Raw genomic sequence first — 16,804 nt, forward strand, 5'->3', positions numbered from 1 at the left:
GTCCTTTTTCGTAGGCGTTCTACTGCCCTCCGCCACCGGCCCGCAGTTCCACCGCGATCTGTCGGCGGCCGATCACCGCCGCCTCCGCGGCGACCACCCCGGCGGCGAGCAGCAGCAGCCCCAGCCCCGGTGCCAGCAGCGGGAGCCAGTGCGGCTGGAGGCCGACCGCGCGGCCCGGGTCGGTGTCGCCGGCCAGCGCGGAGAGATCGACCGAGGGGCCGAAGAGCGGGATGGCGACCAGCCCGAGACCCGTTCCGGCGAGGACGCCCAGCAGGATCTGCGGCAGCGCCTCGACCAGGATCAGCCGGTAGCCCTGACGCGGCGTCATCCCCATCGTGCGCAGCCGGGCCAGCAGCGAGGCCCGTTCCGGCACGGCCTGGAGCAGCGACAGCAGGACGGCGATCAGGGTCAGCAGGGCCGCCGCGGCGACGGTCCACGCATACAACTGCTCCGCGCCGTTCTGCAGCGGGGTGGCGACCAGGGTCTGCGCGGCCACCTCGGAGCGGATCCGCAGCGCCACCAGGGTGTGCCCGGCGTGGGCCTTGACCGTCGCCCGCAGGGCTCCGGCGTCCACCGGGCCGCTGAGCAGCAGTGAGCTCGGCGCGATCGGCTTCCCGGTGCTGAGCAGCGGGGGCAGGGCGGTCTGCGGGACGACCATGAACTCGCCCAGCGGGTTGGCGAGGTCGTGCGGGAGCGTGCCCACGACGCGGACGGTGAGCGGGCCGAAGGCATGGGTGTCGAGGGTGTGCGGGCCGGCCCCCATGGAGGCCGCCAGCGCCCGCGAGGCCAGCACCGGGATCGGACCCGCGCTTCCGCCCGCGCTTCCGCCGCCCGCGCTGCCGCCTGTGCTGGCGCTGCCCGCGCTTCCGCCCGCGCCGCCGCCGCTGTACCGCAGCAGCGAGGGGGCGAAGGTGCCCGCGTCCACGCTGCGCGACAGGGCCGCGTAACGGGTCGGGTCCACCCCGTCGAGCTCGAAGAGCAGGCCGTTCGGGGCGTAGGTCTCCGGCTGGTCCACCCCGATGCCCAGCACCGACCGCACCCCGGGGCTGCGACCGACCGCCGTCACCAGCGCGGCCGGGAGCGGGCCGCCCTCGCTGCTGACCGAGGCGTCCGCGCCTACCAGCCGGAGCGACTGGGCGGCGTGGGCATCGGTGACGCCGCCGAGCACCTCGGTGCCGAACGAGGTCACGGTGAGCGCCAGCAGCAGGGCCAGCAGCGGCAGCAGCGAAACCCCGGCGGAGGAGCGTCCGGCCCGGGCCAGCCCCAGGAACGCCACCGCCCCGCCGCGCCTCGCGGTGGGCCGGGACGCGACGCGCAGCGGCCACGGGTAGAGCCGGACCAGCAGCAGTGCGCCGGCCAGCCCCAGCAGCGCGGGCGCGCCGCTCAGCAGCGGGTCGACCCCGCCGGCCGCCGCGCCGCCGCCGGGGGCCAGGCCCTGCCTGCGCACGGACACGGCGGCCGCCACGGCGACCAGCAGCGTGGTCAGTTCGGCCACGGTCCGCCGCCGGGACGGACGTGCCGTGAGCAGTCCTTCCGCCCGTGCGGTCGGCTGCGGACGGCTGTGCCCGGCCAGGCAGCGCAGCGGAACGGCGGTGCTCGCCACCGCCCAGACCGCGAACCCGGCCAGCGCGGGCACCGTCCGGTGCGGGGCGGGGAGCAGCAGGAAGGCCGCTCCCGCACCCAGCACCGCGCCGGTGGTGGTGCAGACCAGGGTTTCGCCGAACAGGAGGCGGGCCAGGCCGGGCATGCTCGCGCCGCGTCCGCGCATCAGTGCGAGTTCGTTCCTGCGCCGGTCGGCGGCGAGACCGCCGGCCATCAGCAGCACCGCGAGCACCGCCCCCGCGCAGCCGCTCACGCCGATGGTGAGCACCGGGGTGATCGCGTCGTTCTGCGAGGTGAAACCGGTGAGCAGGTCCGGCAGGCCGGTGCTGACCTGCATGCCGCCCGGCAGGCTGTCCAGACTGGCGAGGGTGGTCGAGTCCGGCCCGGTGACCAGGTCGGCGAGCTGGGTCAGCGCCGGGCCGACCTGGTCGACCTGGAGGCTGCCCGGCGCCAGCGGGAGCCACCAGTACGCCTCGACGTCGCCGATCGCGGTGAGCGTGGCCGTGGCGCCCGGTGCGACCAGGGCCTCGGCGTGCCAGAAGTGGATCGTGGTCATCGGCAGCGTCTCCAGGGCCGGAGCAGCGAGCAGCGGCTCCGCCGTCCAGTACGCCGCCCTGGGGTCGCTGGGGCGGAGGATGCCGACGACGTGGATCAGCAGCGGGCGCCCATGGGCCGGGCTGAGGTGCAGGGTGGCGCCGAGACGGAGCCGCAGGGCGTCCGCGGTGGAGTTGGTGATCGCCACCTCAAGAGTTGATGCCTCGTCAAAGGGCTTTTCTTGATCGATGATTGGGCCTCGTGGCAGCCTTCCCGAGAGCAGCCGGGCATGGGTGGCCGGGTCCGGCTGCGAGTCCAGGGTGAGGATCGGGGGCACCCCGTTGGGCGCGGGCAGCCCGGGGTCGGTCAGCTGGTCCGAGGCACTGGTGGTGTGCAGGCCGCTGCTGACGTCCTGAGGTCGAACGCTGAGCGGCGGATGGACGGCGTCGCTCAGCGAGCCGGCGTCGGCGACGAGGCCGGCCGGCGCGAGATAGGAGTTGGCGACGCCACGGTCGTCGATGTCCCGGCCGACCACGGAATGGCCCTCGATACTGCGGCCCAACTGCGGGGCCGAGGCCAGTGACCGGTTCAGCGCCTGGTCCTGATAGCGCTCCAACTGCCGTGGGAAAGACGTGGCCAGAAAGACCGTCAGCAGAGTCAGCAGGGTCAGCGCCAGCGCCGCACCCTTGGCACTGCCCAGCCGGGTCCGGGTCCAGGACGTCACCGCGGTTGAGTCGGACGGTGTCCTGCGGGTGCTGCTCATGACGCCTCCCGATCGCGCAGCACCCGGGTCGGTTCGCCGCTGCGCAGCCCGGCCAGGGCGGCGACCAGCAAGGGGACGGTGCCGACGGCCAACAGCAGCAGGCCCAGCTGCCCGCCCGGGATCCGCACCAGCAGCGGCGGGGTCGGCCGGGCCGCCTGCGGGGTCAGGATCAGCAGCGGGACGACCAGCCGGGTCAGCAATTCACCCAGCGCCACGCCGATCCCCATCCCGACCAGGACCGGCAGCACCAGTCGCGCCGTGGTCGCCCGGGCCAGCAGAACCGCTGACGCGCCCAGCGCGCGCAGGACCGCGGTCTCGCCCCGCTGTCTCCTGAGCATCGACACCGTGCCCATGGCGAAGCCCACCCCCGCCAGCAGCGCGGCCAGCGCCATCGCCGCGAACAGGGCGGTCTCGGGCCCGGTGCCCAGCGGATCGGTCCGCAGCGCCGCCTCGGTGTCGTCCCTGGTGTAGACGACCCGGACGTCGGGCAGCGCCCGCAGCTCGTCGGCGACCCGGTCCTGCGCCACCCGCTGCTCCGCGCCGGGTGCACCGTCGACCCGCAGCCACCACTCGCTCGGCAGCAGGACCGTGCCGCTGCTGCCGGCCTGGGCCCGACGGTCGTAGGAAGCCAGATCGACCAGCACCGCGCCGCCGTAGGTCGCCTCGGTGGAGCCGGCCAGGCCGGACCCCTGGACCGGCCCGGAGCCGCCGGACCCCTGCTCCGCCTCGACGCCGGTGCCGGGAATCGCATCGACCACGGCGGTGATCCGGATCTGTACCGCCCCGGCGCCGCCCGGCAGCGCCACGACCGAGCCGACCCGCGATCCGGTGGCGTCCAGGAACCCCTGGTCCACCACGGCGGGCAGCGGGCCGTCGCGTCCGGGCGGTTGCCGGGCGCTGAGCACGACGGTGGAGGCCAGCAGGGTCGGGTCGCCGGGATCGATCGCGGTGGGATCGCTGCCGACCCGGCCGCTGTCCAGGCTCAGCGTGAGCGGGGTCCCGGCGCTGCTGACGGCGGACCGCACCCGCCCGGGGAGGTAGAGCTCGGTCTCGGTGCCGTCGGAGTCGACCGCCCGGTCGCCCGGGCCCGCGTCGAAGACCGCCGACCAGGAGAAACCGGCAGGCAGCGGCACACTGGCGAGTGCGGTCGAGGGGGCGCCGGTCTGACTGGTGCGCACGGCGTCGATGGTGAAGTCCTGACGCACCGACCTGGTCGTCGAGACCGGTGACAGCAGACTGATCGAACTGATCGTCAACGGGTAGGCGGGGACGCCGCTGCCCGCCGCTGTGGTCAGGTCGAAGACCAGGCTGTGCACGGCCCCGTCCAGCGGCACCGACCGCGGCTCCTGGAGGTAGCTCAGGCCGTAGCGGTCGGTCAGGGTCAGCCGCAGCCGGTCGCTGTCCTGGTTCATCCCGGCGGTGCCGAGGTGCTGCCCCTTTACGCCTATCAGACCGGAACTCACCTTCAGGACAAGGGTGCTGGGTCGGCCGGGCAGCTGGATGCCCTGCTCCGCGGGCGGCAGCGGGGGATCGGCGAGCGGGCGCAGCAACTGCGCGGCGGTCCTGCCGTGGGTGAGGTCCGGGCGCCAGTCCAGCAGTCCGGACTCGGTACGAGTGTCCAGGGCGAGCAGCTCGCCGGTGCGTCCCGCGCTGAGGCTCAGCGAGTTCCGCGCCACCGGCACGGCCGCGGCCACCCCCGGCACCGGCGCGATGGCGCCGCCCTGCCCGTAGGCGGGGAGGCCGGTGTCGGCGATCCTGACGTCCGCGCCGGTGTTGAAGGTCGCCTGGTCCGACTGGGACTGCTGCCAGCTGGCGTTCTGGCCCAGCGCCAGGATACCGACAGCGGTGGCCAGGGCCAGCACCACGATCGGCCCCGCCCCCTGCTGCGGACGCCGGGACAGCTGCCAGCCCACCAGCGCGCCGGGCAGCCCGCGCAGCCGGGAGACCAGCCGGTCGGCGAGGTGGGCGGCGAGCGGCAGCAGCCGCAGGGCGGTGACCGAACCGGCCAGCAGGACCAGGGCCGGGGCGGCGACCAGCACCGGATCGATGCCGAGCCCGCCGCCGGTTCCGCCCGTTGCCGCGTCTCCGCCGTCGGCGACGCCGGTCAGCGCGCCCTGGCCCGCGTAGTGGTCCAACTGCCAGTAGGCCGCCGCGGCCAGGACGATCAGGGCCAGGTCCACGCCGCCGCGGACCAGCCCCGGCAGCGCGGCGCGGCGGGCGCGCGCCCCGATTCCACCGCTGGTCCTGGCCCTGCTGCCGGTTCTGGCCCGGCTCCTGGCGTCGCCGCGGATCTCGGCCAGATTCTGCAGCAGGGTCGGTCCGAGCAGCACCAGCGCACAGACCGCGGCGCTCAGCAGCGTCGCCCACCACACCGCGCCCGGTAGCGGCCCGTCCAGCCGCAGGCCCGCGCCCCGGCCTGCGTCCAGGCCGAGGCCCGCACCCGGCCGTGTGGCCGGACCGTAGGCGGCGAGCAGTCGGATCAGCGGGCCGGCCAGCAGCGGCGACAGTACGACGGCGGGCAGAACCAGCAGCGCGGCCTCGATCGCGGAGAGCCGGCCGAGCCATCCCGGTGCCGCGCCCCTGGCCCTGAGCAGGCCGTTCTCCGGCACCCGCTCCTCCGCCAGCAGCCGGGCCGCGAGCAGCAGGGTGAACAGCGCGAGCAGGGTCAGCTGCAGCACACCCACCAGCAGGGTTGATCGGGACACCAGTACCGACCGTTGCAACTGCAGCAGCAGGGAGGGGAGTTCGCTGCTGCCGGTGAAACTTCCACTGACCGAGTCGCCGATGGAGCCGCCCAGCTCGCCGCCGGAACCGCTGGTTCCGCCGGCGCCCGGCGGGGTGGCGAGCGAGGTCAGGACGGCGCTGTCGGCGGCGGCAAGGGCGTTCAGACCGCTTGCCTGAAGTTGCCCCAGGTCGGGGACGGCCAGCACGTCCAGGGTGTCCTGGACCACGGCCCCCGAGCCGAAGCTGCGGTCGTCGAGCAACAGCGGGCCGTAGGTCGCTCCGCCGCCGCTCTGCAGTACGCCCTTGCCGTGCAGGGGGTCGAGCTGCCAGTAGCGGTCCTCGCTGTCACGGGGGGCGTAGACACCGACCAGTTGGATCCGGAGCGCGCGGTGGTCGATCAGGCCGTGCAGGGTCAGCACCGAGCCGAGCGGCGCCGCCAGCCGCTGCAGGGCGGCGCCGGGCACGTCCACCGGGACCACCCCGGCCGGGGCCGCCTGCTGGTTCGGCCAACTGCCTTGGATGAGGCGGAGTTTGCTGTGGTCGAGGGCAGCCAGAGAGGCGGTGTCCTGGGTTGTCGGCGCGCCCGGTTTCACCACCCGGCCCGCCTGCGCGGGAAGCACCAACGGGCTTGACTGCGCCAGCGGGTAGAGCGTGAACGGCACCCCGGGAAAGGCGTGTCGGGCGATTGCCTGCGCCTTTTTCTGCGCCTTTGCCCTTTCCTGGTAGCTGAATTGGGCCTGGAGCAGCAGCGGGGTCGCCGCCGCGTCGGTCCCTGTCAGCGTGCGCCGCACCCCGGCGTCGCCGATCGAGGAGGTGAACCCGGCCAGGGTCGCCAGCACACAGGTGGAGAACAGCACAGTGAGCAGCGCGGCGCCGATCAGCAGCCGTTGCGCCCGCAGCCGCTGCAGCACAAAGCCGATCAACTCGCGCCCCCCGTCGCCGTGTTCGTCGGCACATCCTAGAGAGCGCTCTCCCAAAGATCCAGGGGGTATCCCCGAGCAACTTCAGCACGTACTCTTCGACCACCAAGCGATTCCTGAGGAGCTGAAATGCCCGGCTGCCCGAGCATGCGTTGACGTTGTAGGTCATGTCCGACCTGTCCTCGCATGCAGCCTCGGTAACTCAAGGAATCCCTGTGCCGTTCGTTTCTCCTGCCACACCCCTGTCCAGCCTCTGGCGGGACGGTGACTTTCGCAGACTGTGGGCGGGTCAGACCGCCTCCCAACTCGGCGCACAAGCCAGTCAGGTGACCCTGCCGCTGCTGGCTGTGGTGTCGCTCAACGCCGGTCCTGGCCAACTCGGCGTACTGCGCGCGGTGGAGCAGGCGCCGATCCTGCTGTGCTCGCTCCTGGTCGGCGCCTGGGTGGACCGCTGGCGCTCCCGTACGGTGATGGCGCTGGCGGACCTCGGCCGGGCTCTGGTGCTGGCGGTTGTGCCGATCGCCTGTCTGCTCGGCAGGCTCGGCCTTCCGGTGCTGCTGATCGTCGCCTTCCTGGTCGGCGTGCTCTCGGTGTTCTTCGATGTGGCCTACCAGGCCTCGTTGGTACGGCTGGTGACGCGCAGTCAACTCATTCAAGGAAACAGCGCGCTGGAGGGCAGCAGATCCGCGGCGCAGATCGGCGGCCCCGCAGTCGGTGGCGCGGCCGTGTCACTGTTCTCCGCGCCGATGGCCGTCCTGACCAGTGTGTTCTTCTTCGCGCTGTCCTTTCTGTCGATCCGCCGCATCCACCGCCCCGAGTCGTTGCCCGAGCCCGCCGAGCAGCGCATGCGGCTGGGGCGGCAGATTCACGAAGGTCTCCAACTCGTGTTGCGAGATCCCTGGTTGCGGTCGGTGGGTCTGGCCTCTGCGGTCTTCCAGTTCAGCTTCGCCGCTCTGATGACCGTCTATCTGCTCTTCCTGCCACGCGGACTGCATCTGTCGGGCATCGCGGTCGGCCTGGTGCTCGCGGCGATGGGACCGGGTGCGGTCGTGGGTTCGCTGCTGGCGGCCAGGCTGCCGAGGAGGTTCGGCTACGGCACGGTGCTGGTGTCCTCGGCGGCGCTCGCCGACGCCGTGATGCTCGGCGTGCCCGCACTGCACGGCTCCTCCGTCGTCACCATCCCCTGCTACTGGTCGTCAACTTCCTGTTCGGCGGCCTCAGTCAGTTGGTCGACGTCAGTGTCATGGCCGTTCGGCAGGCGGTCACCCCGGTTCGGTTGCAGGGCCGGGTGGTGGCGAGCATCAATGTCATCGGGATGGGGCTGACGCCGCTCGGTTCACTGCTCGGCGGCTGGCTGGCCGGCCAGTGCGGGCTGCGCCGGAGTCTGCTGCTGGCCGCCATCGGGCTGGCGTTCTCGCCCCTGCTGCTGGCCCTCTCCCCGCTGGCCCGCCTGGGGAAGGAACTGCCGGGCCGTACCGCCCCAGCTAGGGAATCAGCACGGTCTTGCCCACCGTCGCCCGAGCGCTGATCGCCTCATGCGCGGCGGCCGCGTCGGCGAGCGGGAAGCTCTGTCCGACCAGCGGCTTCAGCCGGCCGTCCGCCGCCGCGGCCAGCGCCTCGCGGGTCTGCCGCAGCTGCTCCTGCGGGCTGCGCGGACCCGTCGGCGGCCCGAAGTAGGCGGGGGTGAGGATGCCCCGCTCGGCCACCACCGCCGGATCGAGCACGGTCCTCACCCCGCTGGCGAAGCCGAAGGTGACAAAGCGTCCGCCCGGGGCCAGCAGCTCGAACGCCTGGCCGGCGATCTCCCCGCCGACCGCGTCCAGGACCACGGTCACCCCGTCCGGCGCGGCGGCCCGTACCTGGGCCGGCCAGTCCTCCGCGGTGTAGTCGACGGCGGCGTCCGCGCCCAACTCCCGTACCAGTTTCAGCTTCTCCTCGCCGCGGGCCAGCCCGATGATCCGCTCGGCGCCGGCCGCGCGGGCGAGTTGGATCACCTGGGCGCCGACCGCGCCGGCGGCGGACTCGATCAGGACGGTGTCGCCCTTGCCGATGCCGGCCGTCTCGATCAGGCCGACCGCGGTCCGCCCGGTGCCGAGCAGCGCCACGGCGTCGGTGCTGCTCAGCTGGTCCGGCAGCGGGTGGGCCATGGCGGCGACCAGCACGGCCAGCTCCGCGTACCCGCCCTGGGTCGCGGTCTGCCCGGCGACCCGGCGTCCGACCAGTTCCGGATCCGTCCCCGCGCCGACCGCGCGGACCACTCCGGCCACCTCGCGTCCCGGCGTCCAGGGCAGCCCGGCCGGGGCGGCCGGGGAGACGCCCTGCATGCTGCCCGCCCGTATCTGGGTCTCGATGAACTGGACCCCGGCCGCCTCCACCTCGACCAGCACCTCGCCCGGGCCCGGAACCGGATCGGGCACCTCTTCCCAGCGCAACTGCTCCGGTCCGCCGAACTCCCGCACCACGATGGCACGCATCAGCGTGCTCCCTTCCCTCGGCCTGACGACTCCCAGGCTCGACGCTATGCGGCCGACCGCCGCCCGGACCTCGGCCCAGGGGACTACGCCCGCTACGACTTTGGTGCTGGGCTTCTGCCGCCCCCCGGGTGCCGTTCGCCGAGGTGGAGGTGGTCTGCTCGGACCAGGCCGAGCACCGCCGCCGCGCGACCGAGCGCACCGTGGACATCCCGGACCTGCCGCTGCCCTCCTGGGAGGAGATCGCCGCCCGTCGCTACGAGGCCTGGGACCGGGAGCACCTCGTGGTGGACACCGCGCACCGCGCGGTCGAGCCGTGCGTGCGGGAGATCCGCGAGCAGCTTCCGACGGCGGGCAGCGACCCGTCCCCGCGGTGAACTACCGCTGGGCGTCCCGCCCGGAGACCAGTTTCCGTGCTGCGACCTGCACCGGGTCCCAGACCGGGGAGAACGGCGGCGCATAGCCGAGGTCGAGCGAGACCACCTGGTCGACGGTCATCCCCGCGGTGAGGGCGACCGCGCCGATGTCCACCCGCTTGGCCGCGCCCTCGGCCGACGATCTGCAGGCCGAGCAGCCGCCCGAGCATCTTCCGTCGGCCGGCGAGCATCGGCCCGGCCGCGAGGCCGGCTGGTGCGGCGTACCGCGGCCCCGGCGGCTGGTGATCACGGCCTTGTCGTCGGCTCAACCCGGCTGCGGTGGCCTCGCGTTCACGCAGTCCGGTGCGGCCCAGTGCGCAGACCTTGCTCACGGCGGTGCCCACCACCTGCCGGCCGCCGCCGATGTTGGTGCCGATCACCAGGCCGTGCTTATTGGCGTGGGTGCCGAGCGGATGTGCTGGTGCCGGCCCGAGACCAGGTTGAGCACCTCCACGCAGTCACCGCCCGCCCAGATCCCGTCTGCTCCCTCCACCCGCATGGAGGAGTCCGTCCGCAGCCGCCGGACTCGCCCAGCGCCAGCCCGGCCGCCCGCGCCAGCGCCGTCCGGGGCCGGACGCCGAGGCCGAGCACCACCACGTCGGCCGGTGCTCGCCGGCCGTGGTGAGCACGGCGCGGGGGCCGGCCCGAGGCGTCCAGCAGCACCTCCTTGGCCTCGGCGCCGGGGATCACCTGGATGCCCATCCCCTCCATCGCCTCGCGGACCAGCCGGCCCATGTCGGGGTCGAGGGTGGCCATCGGCTCGGCGAGCGGTGCACCATGGTCACCTCCAGGCCGCGCTGCACCATGGCCTCGGCCATCTCCACCCCGATGTAGCCGCCCGCGACCACGACCGCCCGGCGCACGCCGTGGTCCAGGCCGCTCCAGGGTGGCCAGCAGTGCGGCGCCGTCGTCCAGGGTCTGCACCCCGTGCACCCCGGGCGCGTCGAACCCGGGCAGCGGCGGTCGCAGCGGCTCGGCGCCGGTGGCGATGACCAGCTGGTCGAACCCGGTCCAGCCCTCGTCGCCGTCCCCGGCGGTGTCGGTGCGGCGGCTGCGCACCCGGCGGCGGTCCAGGTCGATCTCGGTCACCCGGGTCCGCAGCCGCAGGTCGATCCCGTGCTCGCGGTGCTCGGCCGGGGTCCGCGCGATCAGCGCGTCCCGCTCGGCGACCTGCCCGCCGACCCAGTAGGGGATGCCGCAGGCCGAGTACGAGGTGAAGTCCCCCTGCTCGAACGCGGTGATCCGCAACTGGTCAGGACCGCGCCTGCGACGCGCCTGCGACGCCGCCGACATTCCGGCGGCATCCCCGCCGACGACCACCAGATGCTCCGTCACTGCGAACCGCCTCTGTTCCGCCCCGCGACGCCCGGGCCGCCCCCGGACCCTCCCGACCCTATCCGCGGGTGCCGCCACCCCCGTGCGGGGCACCACGGCACCGGCCGGACGTATGCTGCCCTGCATGACCACGCGCTATGGATCCAGGCCGACCATGAAGGACGTCGCGGCCAGGGCGGGCGTGGGGCTGAAGACGGTCTCGCGGGTCGTCAACGGCGAGGCGGGCGTCACCTCGGACATGACCGCGCGGGTCCAGGACGCCATCGCTGAGCTGGGGTTCCGTCGCAATGACAGCGCGCGGCTGCTGCGCAAGGGCCGGACCGCCAGTGTGGGACTACTGCTGGAGGACATCGCCGACCCTTTCTCCGGCCAGCTCAGCCGGGCCATCGAGGAGGTGGCCCGCGCACACGGCTCGCTGCTGTTCACCGGCTCCAGCGGGGAGGAGTCCCGGCGCGAGCAGGAACTGGCGCTGGCGTTCTGCGCCCGCCGGGTGGACGGCCTGGTGCTGGTGCCGGCCGGGAACGACCACCGCTATCTGCTGCCGGAGCTGGCCGCCGGGATCGCCGCCGTGTTCGTCGACCGCCCGGCCCAGCTGATCGACGCCGACGCGGTGCTCACCGACAACACCGGGGGAGCGCGAGAGGGCGTGGCGCACCTGATCCGGCACGGTCACCGCCGGATCGCCTTCCTCGGCGACCTGCCGCACATCCACACCGCGGCGGAGCGGCTCCGCGGCTACCGGGAGGCGATGGCGGGCGCCGGCCCTGCCGGTGGACGAGCACTGGGTGGCGATGGCGCCGACCGATCCGTCCCAGGTGGCCGTCTCGTTGGACCGGGTGACCGGCGGCCCGGCGCCGGTGACCGCCGTGCTCTGCGGCAACAACCGGATCACCCTGGGCGTGCTGCGCCGGCTGCCGTCCCTGCTCCGCCGTCCCGCGCTGGTGGGCTTCGACGACCTGGAACTGGCCGATCTGCTCACCCCCGGCCTGACCGTGGTCGCCCAGGACCCGGCGGCACTCGGCCGCGCCGCCGCCGAGCTGCTGTTCCGCCGGCTCGCGGGCGACGACGCCCCGCCGCGCCGGATCGTGCTCCCGGCTCGGCTGATCCCGCGCGGCTCGGGCGAGACCGCTCCCTGACGGTCGGTCAGGGAGCTTGTCCCACAACGAGGTCAGCCCCGGTAGGTCTCCAGCAGGCGGAGCCACACCTCGCTGATGGTCGGGTACGAGGGGACCGCGTGCCACAGCCGGGCGATCGGCACCTCGGCGGTGACGGCGATCGTCGCCGAGTGCAGCAGCTCGCTGACGGCCGCGCCGACGAAGGTCGCCCCGACCAGTACCTCCCGGTCCAGGTCGACCACGATCCTGGCGTGGCCCCGGTAGCCGTCCGCGTAGAGGCTGGCCCCGGCGACATTGCCGATCTCGTAGTCCACCGCGCGCACCCGCAGCCCGGCCTGCTGCGCCTGGGCGGCGGTCAGGCCCACGGCGGCGACCTCCGGGTCGGTGAACACCACCTGCGGGACCGCCCCGGCGTCGGCCGTGGCGGTGTGCGCGCCCCAGGGCGCGGTGTCCAGCGGACGGCCCGCGGCCAGGGCGCCGATGGCGTCGCCGGCGATCCGGCCCTGGTACTTGCCCTGATGGGTCAGCAGCGCACGGTGGTTGACGTCGCCCACCGCCCACAGCCAGCCGCCGTCGACGGCGGTGACCCGGCAGCTGTCGTCCACGTCCAGCCAACTGCCGGGCTCCAGGCCCACGGTGTCCAGACCCAGGTCCTCGGTGCGGGGCGCGCGACCGGTGGCGAAGAGGATCTCGTCCACCTCCAACTCGCCTCCGTCGTCCAGCCGCAGGGTGACCGGCCCGTCGGCGTCGGGGCGGCGCAGCTCGGTGACCGAGACCTCGGTGCGCACATCCACGCCCGCTTCGGTCAGCCCGGCGGTGACCAGCTCCCCGGCGAACGGCTCCACGTTGGGCAGCAGGCCGGAGCCGCGGACCAGCAGGGTGACCTCGGAGCCCAGGGCGTTCCAGGCGGTGGCCATCTCCACCCCGACCACCCCGCCGCCGACCACGGCGAGCCGGTTGGGGACGGTGGCGGCGGAGGTCGCCTCCCGGCTGGTCCACGGCTTGGCCTCGGCGATGCCGGGAAGGTCGGGGACGATCGCCCGGGTGCCGGTGGCCAGCACCACGGCATGACGGGCCGTCAGAGTGACGCTTCCGCCATCCGGTTGGAGCACCAAGACCCGACGGGGGCCGTCCAGGCGGCCCTGGCCGCGGACCAGGTCCGCGCCGATGCCGCGCACCCAGTCGACCTGGCCGTCGTCCTTCCAGTGAGAGGTGAAGGAGTCGCGCCGGGCCAGCACCGCGGCGGCGTCCAGCCGTCCGGTGACCGCCTCGCGAGCGCCGGGCAGCCTCCTGGCCTCGGCCAGGGCGACGGCGGGGCGCAGCAGCGCCTTGCTCGGCATACAGGCCCAGTACGAGCACTCGCCGCCGACCAGCTCGCTCTCGACGACCGCCACGGTCAGCCCGGCGGCCCGGACCCGGTCGGCGGCGTTCTCGCCGACCGGACCCGCCCCCACCACGACCACGTCGTAGTCGGTGCTGCTGTCCTTCTCCTGCGGAGTGCTCGTCATGCGCTTCCCGTCCTCTAGGCAGATAAGTCGATCCTGCCCGAGTTCCACTGCCCCTGTCCGGTTTCGCCATGCGGTGTAAGCAATCGGTCAGCCCTCTGGACCGGTTAGCCCGCCGAACCGGTCCGTTCACCCGCCCAGGCGCGGGACCACCCGGTCGGCGAACAACCGCAGGCTCTCCCAGCCGGCGTCGATCGGCAGCCCGCCGCAGAGCGGGTGCAGCAGCAGGGTGCCCAGGGGGCCCTCAGTGGCGGCCACTGCCAGGCACTCGTCCGGGGTCAGGCAGGCGTAGATGCCCTCGGCGCGCAACTGCTCCGGGGTGGTCGCGGCGCTGGCCATGGCGGAGGAGATGTCGGCGGTCTGCCAGCCCGCGTAGGTGCGGGCCTCGTGCAGGAAGCAGTCGCCGTACTCGGCCCAGGCCTTGTCCGGGTCCTCGGTGCAGTAGATCATCGCGGTGCGCTCGGGCGGCAGCGAGGCGAAACCGCTCTGCAGACCGGCTTCGGCGGCCAGCGTGTCGTAGTACGCGACCAGCTCCGGCAGGTAGGCGGCGGTGAAGAACGGCAGCCCCAGCCGCACCGCCCGGCGCACCGCCACCCGGGACGAGCCGCCGACCATCAGCCCCGGGTGCGGACGGGTCAGCGGCGGCGGCGTGACCCGCACCGTCCGCCCCCGGTACTCGAAGGGCTCGCCGGTCCAGGCCTTCAGCAGGGTCTCCAGCACCTCGTCCTGGAGTGTGCCGCGCTGCTTCCAGTCCTTGCCGAGGGCGGTGTACTCCTCGGGGCGGTAGCCGAGCCCGGCGACCAGGGTCAGCCGGCCGCCGCTGAGGTGGTCCAGCACGGCGACGTCCTCGGCCAGCCGCAGCGGCTCGTAGAGCGGGGTGAGCAGGGCGCAGATGATCACCCCGATCCGCCCGGTGGCGCCGAACACGGCGGCGGCCGTGGTCAGCGGGGACGGGCTCCAGCCGTCGTCGGCGCCGTGGTGCTCCTCCAGGGTGACCAGGTCGAAGCCATGGCTGTCGGCGAAGGCCGCCATCTCGACGGTGGCCCGGTAGCGGGCCGACACCTCACGGCGGTCGAGGCCGGGGGTGACCTGGTTGAAGCGCAGGGTGGTGAGGGTCATCGGGACCTACCTCCAGCAGCTGACGCAGTGTCAGATATGGGCATGCCTACCATCCCGAGGAGCGGACCTCAAGGCATGCGTACACTGCACCGACCCAACCGGGAAACCGCCGGGCCGCACCCGGGCGTGCTGTCCGACGGACGGGCGTGCACCGCCGAAGACCCCCGCCCGGAGCTGTCGGAGCCTTGTTCCCCTCACGGAGGACGCCATGACCAATCCCTGGGGCCTCAGCGGCCCCCAGTTCCTCGGCCTGTACGTCGGCGCCGCCGCGGTGTCGTTCGTGCTGGTGCTGGTGCTCCGGTCACTGCTCCGCGGCTCGGGCCCGGCCGATCCCGGCCCGGTGGACGTCTACACCGCGGCGGCCGTGGCGGGCGGCAGCGACCGGGTGGTCGACACCGCCGTCTACGCCCTGGTCGAGGGCGACCACCTGCGCACCGCCAGGGACCGGACGCTGACCGTCTGCGGCGGTCGACCGGACGAGCCGGTGCAGCAGGCGGTGCTCGACTCCTTCGGGACCCGCGACAGCGCCACGCTGAGCGAGGTGCGCGGCTGGGCCGGGAAGACCCGCCAGGTCCAGGAGGCGGTCTTGGACGCGGTCGATCGGAAGCTGCTGGTCAGTGCGCGGCGGCGGGTGCTGGCCCGGTTGACCGGGCTGCTGCCGCTGGCGGTGCTGGTGGTCGGGATCATGCGGGCGGTGAACGGGGCGCGGCTCGACCGGCCGATCAGCAGCCTGGTGGTGCTGATGGCGCTGACCGTCCCGCTGGTGCTGATCCCGATGTCCGGCCCGCCGGAGCAGAGCCGGGCCGGGCTGCGGATGTCCCGGGCGGCCCGGCGGGCGCCCAGCGGCAGCGGGCTGGTCGGCGCCGCCTACACCTCCACCGGCGCACTGGTGCCCACGGCGGTGATCGCGGTGGCCGCGCTGGGCGCGGGCGGGGTGCAGGACCAGGACCTGCGGTCCGCCCTGTTCGGCAGCGTGGCGGCCACGGCGGGGGGCGGTGCCGGCGCGACCAGCAGTTGCGGTGGGTCGAGCTGTGGCGGCGGAGGCTGCGGTGGTGGGGGAGGCGGCGGCGGGTGCGGCGGGTGAGCGGGGGTTCTGGATTCGGCCTGGGGTTCGGGATCGGCTGGCGGCCGCAGATCGATCTGACGGTGGAGCGGTTGGCCGGAGTCGACTTCGTCGAGGCGGTCGCCGAGAACCTCGACCCGGGCCGGCTGCCGGAATCCCTGCGGGTGCTGCGCGAGCGCGGCTGCACGGTCCTGCCGCACGGGGTCGCGCTGTCGCTCGGCGGCGCGGAGCGTCCCGACCCGGTGCGGCTATCCCATCTTGCCGCGTGTGCAGAGGAGTTGGGGTCGCCGCTGGTGAGCGAGCACATCGCGTTCACCCGTGCGGGCGGCCTGGACGCCGGCCACCTGCTGCCGATTCCCCGTACCCGGGACGCGCTCGGCGTGCTCGCCGAGAACGTCCGGATCGCCCAGGACGCGCTGCCGGTGCCGCTGGCTCTGGAGAACATCGCCCCGCTGTTCAGCTGGCCGGAGGAAGAATTGACGGAGGGTCAATTTCTTTCGGAGCTGGCCGAACTGACCGGCGTGCTGTTGCTGGTGGACGTCGCCAATCTGCACACCGCCCAGGTCAATCTGGGGACGGATCCGGCCTCGGTGCTGGCCGCGCTGCCGCTGGAACGCGTGGCGTATGTCCATGTCGCGGGTGGCGTGGAGCAGGACGGCATCTGGCACGACACCCACACCCACCCGGTCACTGAACCTGTGCTGGCCCTGCTGGCCGACCTCGCCTCACGGCTGCCCGCAGGCTGCAGCATGCCCGGCGTCCTGCTGGAACGCGACGGTGACTACCCGCCGGATGCGGAGCTGGCGGGCGAACTGGCCGCGATTCGCATGGCGGTGCAGCGGGGCGCCGCAGCCAGGACTCATCATGCCGCTTCCTGACGCTGACCCCGGCCTCGACGCCGGCCCCGACTCTGACGCCGGCCCCCGTGCGGCTCTCGCTGCCGCGCAGGAGGCGCTGCTGGCCGCGTTGGTGGCGGGCGGGGAGTCGCCGCCGGGGTTCGACCCCGAGCGCCTGCGGATCCAGTCCCGGGCCCTGCTGGCCAAACGCGGACGCCAGGCCGCCGCCCACCACGCCTGGCTGGTGCAGGCCCTCCCGGTCGGCGACTACCGCGCTCACTTCGCCGACTACGCCGCTGCCCACCCGCTGCGCGCGGGCAGCCACGCCGATGCCGTTGCCTTTGAGCGATTCCTCCAAGCACGCGGTCTGCTGCCCCGCGCCGCGCGACCCCGCTGGTGGC

Annotated in this window: 7 protein-coding genes and 5 pseudogenes; 5 read left to right on the top strand and 7 right to left on the bottom strand. The window is 73.8% G+C overall.

From position 1 onward, the window contains the following. Positions 1-19: 19 nt before the first annotated feature. Both ACXKR8_RS39835 and ACXKR8_RS39840 read right to left on the bottom strand, forming a co-directional pair. A complete protein-coding gene (locus ACXKR8_RS39835) occupies positions 20-2,899 on the bottom strand; it encodes an FtsX-like permease family protein (RefSeq protein ID WP_458269382.1) in 2,880 nt (959 codons plus the stop codon). Further along, the gene (locus ACXKR8_RS39840; RefSeq protein ID WP_458269383.1) at positions 2,896-6,546 is read right to left on the bottom strand and encodes an ABC transporter permease; all 3,651 of its coding nucleotides are present in this window, start codon (positions 6,544-6,546) and stop codon (positions 2,896-2,898) included. The genes ACXKR8_RS39835 and ACXKR8_RS39840 overlap by 4 nt, the downstream gene beginning before the upstream one ends. Before the next feature lie 164 nt (positions 6,547-6,710). Between ACXKR8_RS39840 and ACXKR8_RS39845 the strand changes: the two are divergent. After that, positions 6,711-8,071, top strand: a pseudogene (locus tag ACXKR8_RS39845) (MFS transporter). On the opposite strand, the gene ACXKR8_RS39850 reads toward ACXKR8_RS39845, so the two are convergent. After that, positions 8,028-9,017 carry a zinc-binding dehydrogenase gene (locus ACXKR8_RS39850; protein ID WP_458269385.1) on the bottom strand — a complete coding sequence of 330 codons (990 nt, stop codon included), beginning with the start codon at positions 9,015-9,017 and terminating at the stop codon, positions 8,028-8,030. The pseudogene ACXKR8_RS39845 and the gene ACXKR8_RS39850 sit on opposite strands and share 44 nt — an antisense overlap. Before the next feature lie 128 nt (positions 9,018-9,145). Between ACXKR8_RS39850 and ACXKR8_RS39855 the strand changes: the two genes are divergently transcribed. Beyond that, complete coding sequence (locus tag ACXKR8_RS39855) at positions 9,146-9,391, top strand: hypothetical protein (RefSeq protein ID WP_458269386.1); 246 nt, start codon at positions 9,146-9,148, stop codon at positions 9,389-9,391. Between the two features lies 1 nt (position 9,392). Here ACXKR8_RS39855 and ACXKR8_RS39860 read toward each other — a convergent pair. Continuing rightward, positions 9,393-9,624, bottom strand: a pseudogene (locus ACXKR8_RS39860) (FAD-dependent oxidoreductase); the annotation flags it as partial. A 71-nt stretch (positions 9,625-9,695) separates the two neighbouring features. Further along, positions 9,696-10,891: pseudogene (locus tag ACXKR8_RS39865) on the bottom strand (NAD(P)/FAD-dependent oxidoreductase); the annotation flags it as partial. Here ACXKR8_RS39865 and ACXKR8_RS39870 point away from each other — a divergent pair. Then, positions 10,878-11,901: pseudogene (locus tag ACXKR8_RS39870) on the top strand (LacI family DNA-binding transcriptional regulator). The pseudogenes ACXKR8_RS39865 and ACXKR8_RS39870 overlap by 14 nt on opposite strands. Positions 11,902-11,933: 32 nt before the next feature. Here the strand turns inward: ACXKR8_RS39870 and ACXKR8_RS39875 are convergent. After that, the gene (locus ACXKR8_RS39875) at positions 11,934-13,388 is read right to left on the bottom strand and encodes a dihydrolipoyl dehydrogenase family protein (RefSeq protein ID WP_458269389.1); all 1,455 of its coding nucleotides are present in this window, start codon (positions 13,386-13,388) and stop codon (positions 11,934-11,936) included. Positions 13,389-13,514: 126 nt separating this feature from the next. Next, positions 13,515-14,504 carry an LLM class flavin-dependent oxidoreductase gene (locus ACXKR8_RS39880; protein WP_458269390.1) on the bottom strand — a complete coding sequence of 330 codons (990 nt, stop codon included), beginning with the start codon at positions 14,502-14,504 and terminating at the stop codon, positions 13,515-13,517. A 208-nt stretch (positions 14,505-14,712) separates the two neighbouring features. Here ACXKR8_RS39880 and ACXKR8_RS39885 point away from each other — a divergent pair, with 208 nt between their 5' ends. Together ACXKR8_RS39885 and ACXKR8_RS39890 are read left to right on the top strand one after the other, a co-directional pair. Beyond that, positions 14,713-15,588: a TIGR04222 domain-containing membrane protein gene (locus ACXKR8_RS39885; protein WP_458269391.1), complete on the top strand. Its 876-nt coding sequence runs from the start codon at positions 14,713-14,715 to the stop codon at positions 15,586-15,588. 20 nt (positions 15,589-15,608) lie between these two features. Beyond that, a pseudogene (locus tag ACXKR8_RS39890) lies at positions 15,609-16,803 on the top strand (MbnB/TglH/ChrH family RiPP precursor modification enzyme); the annotation flags it as partial. Position 16,804: the final 1 nt, after the last annotated feature.

It is taken from the genome of Streptacidiphilus sp. PAMC 29251, from assembly GCF_054208735.2.

Coding starts and splice junctions, on each gene's coding strand:
- ACXKR8_RS39885 (WP_458269391.1), top strand. CDS start 14,713: ATGACCAATCCCTGGGGCCTCAGCGGCCCCCAGTTCCTCGGCCTGTAC.
- ACXKR8_RS39875 (WP_458269389.1), bottom strand. CDS start 13,388: ATGACGAGCACTCCGCAGGAGAAGGACAGCAGCACCGACTACGACGTG.
- ACXKR8_RS39880 (WP_458269390.1), bottom strand. CDS start 14,504: ATGACCCTCACCACCCTGCGCTTCAACCAGGTCACCCCCGGCCTCGAC.
- ACXKR8_RS39850 (WP_458269385.1), bottom strand. CDS start 9,017: ATGCGTGCCATCGTGGTGCGGGAGTTCGGCGGACCGGAGCAGTTGCGC.
- ACXKR8_RS39835 (WP_458269382.1), bottom strand. CDS start 2,899: ATGAGCAGCACCCGCAGGACACCGTCCGACTCAACCGCGGTGACGTCC.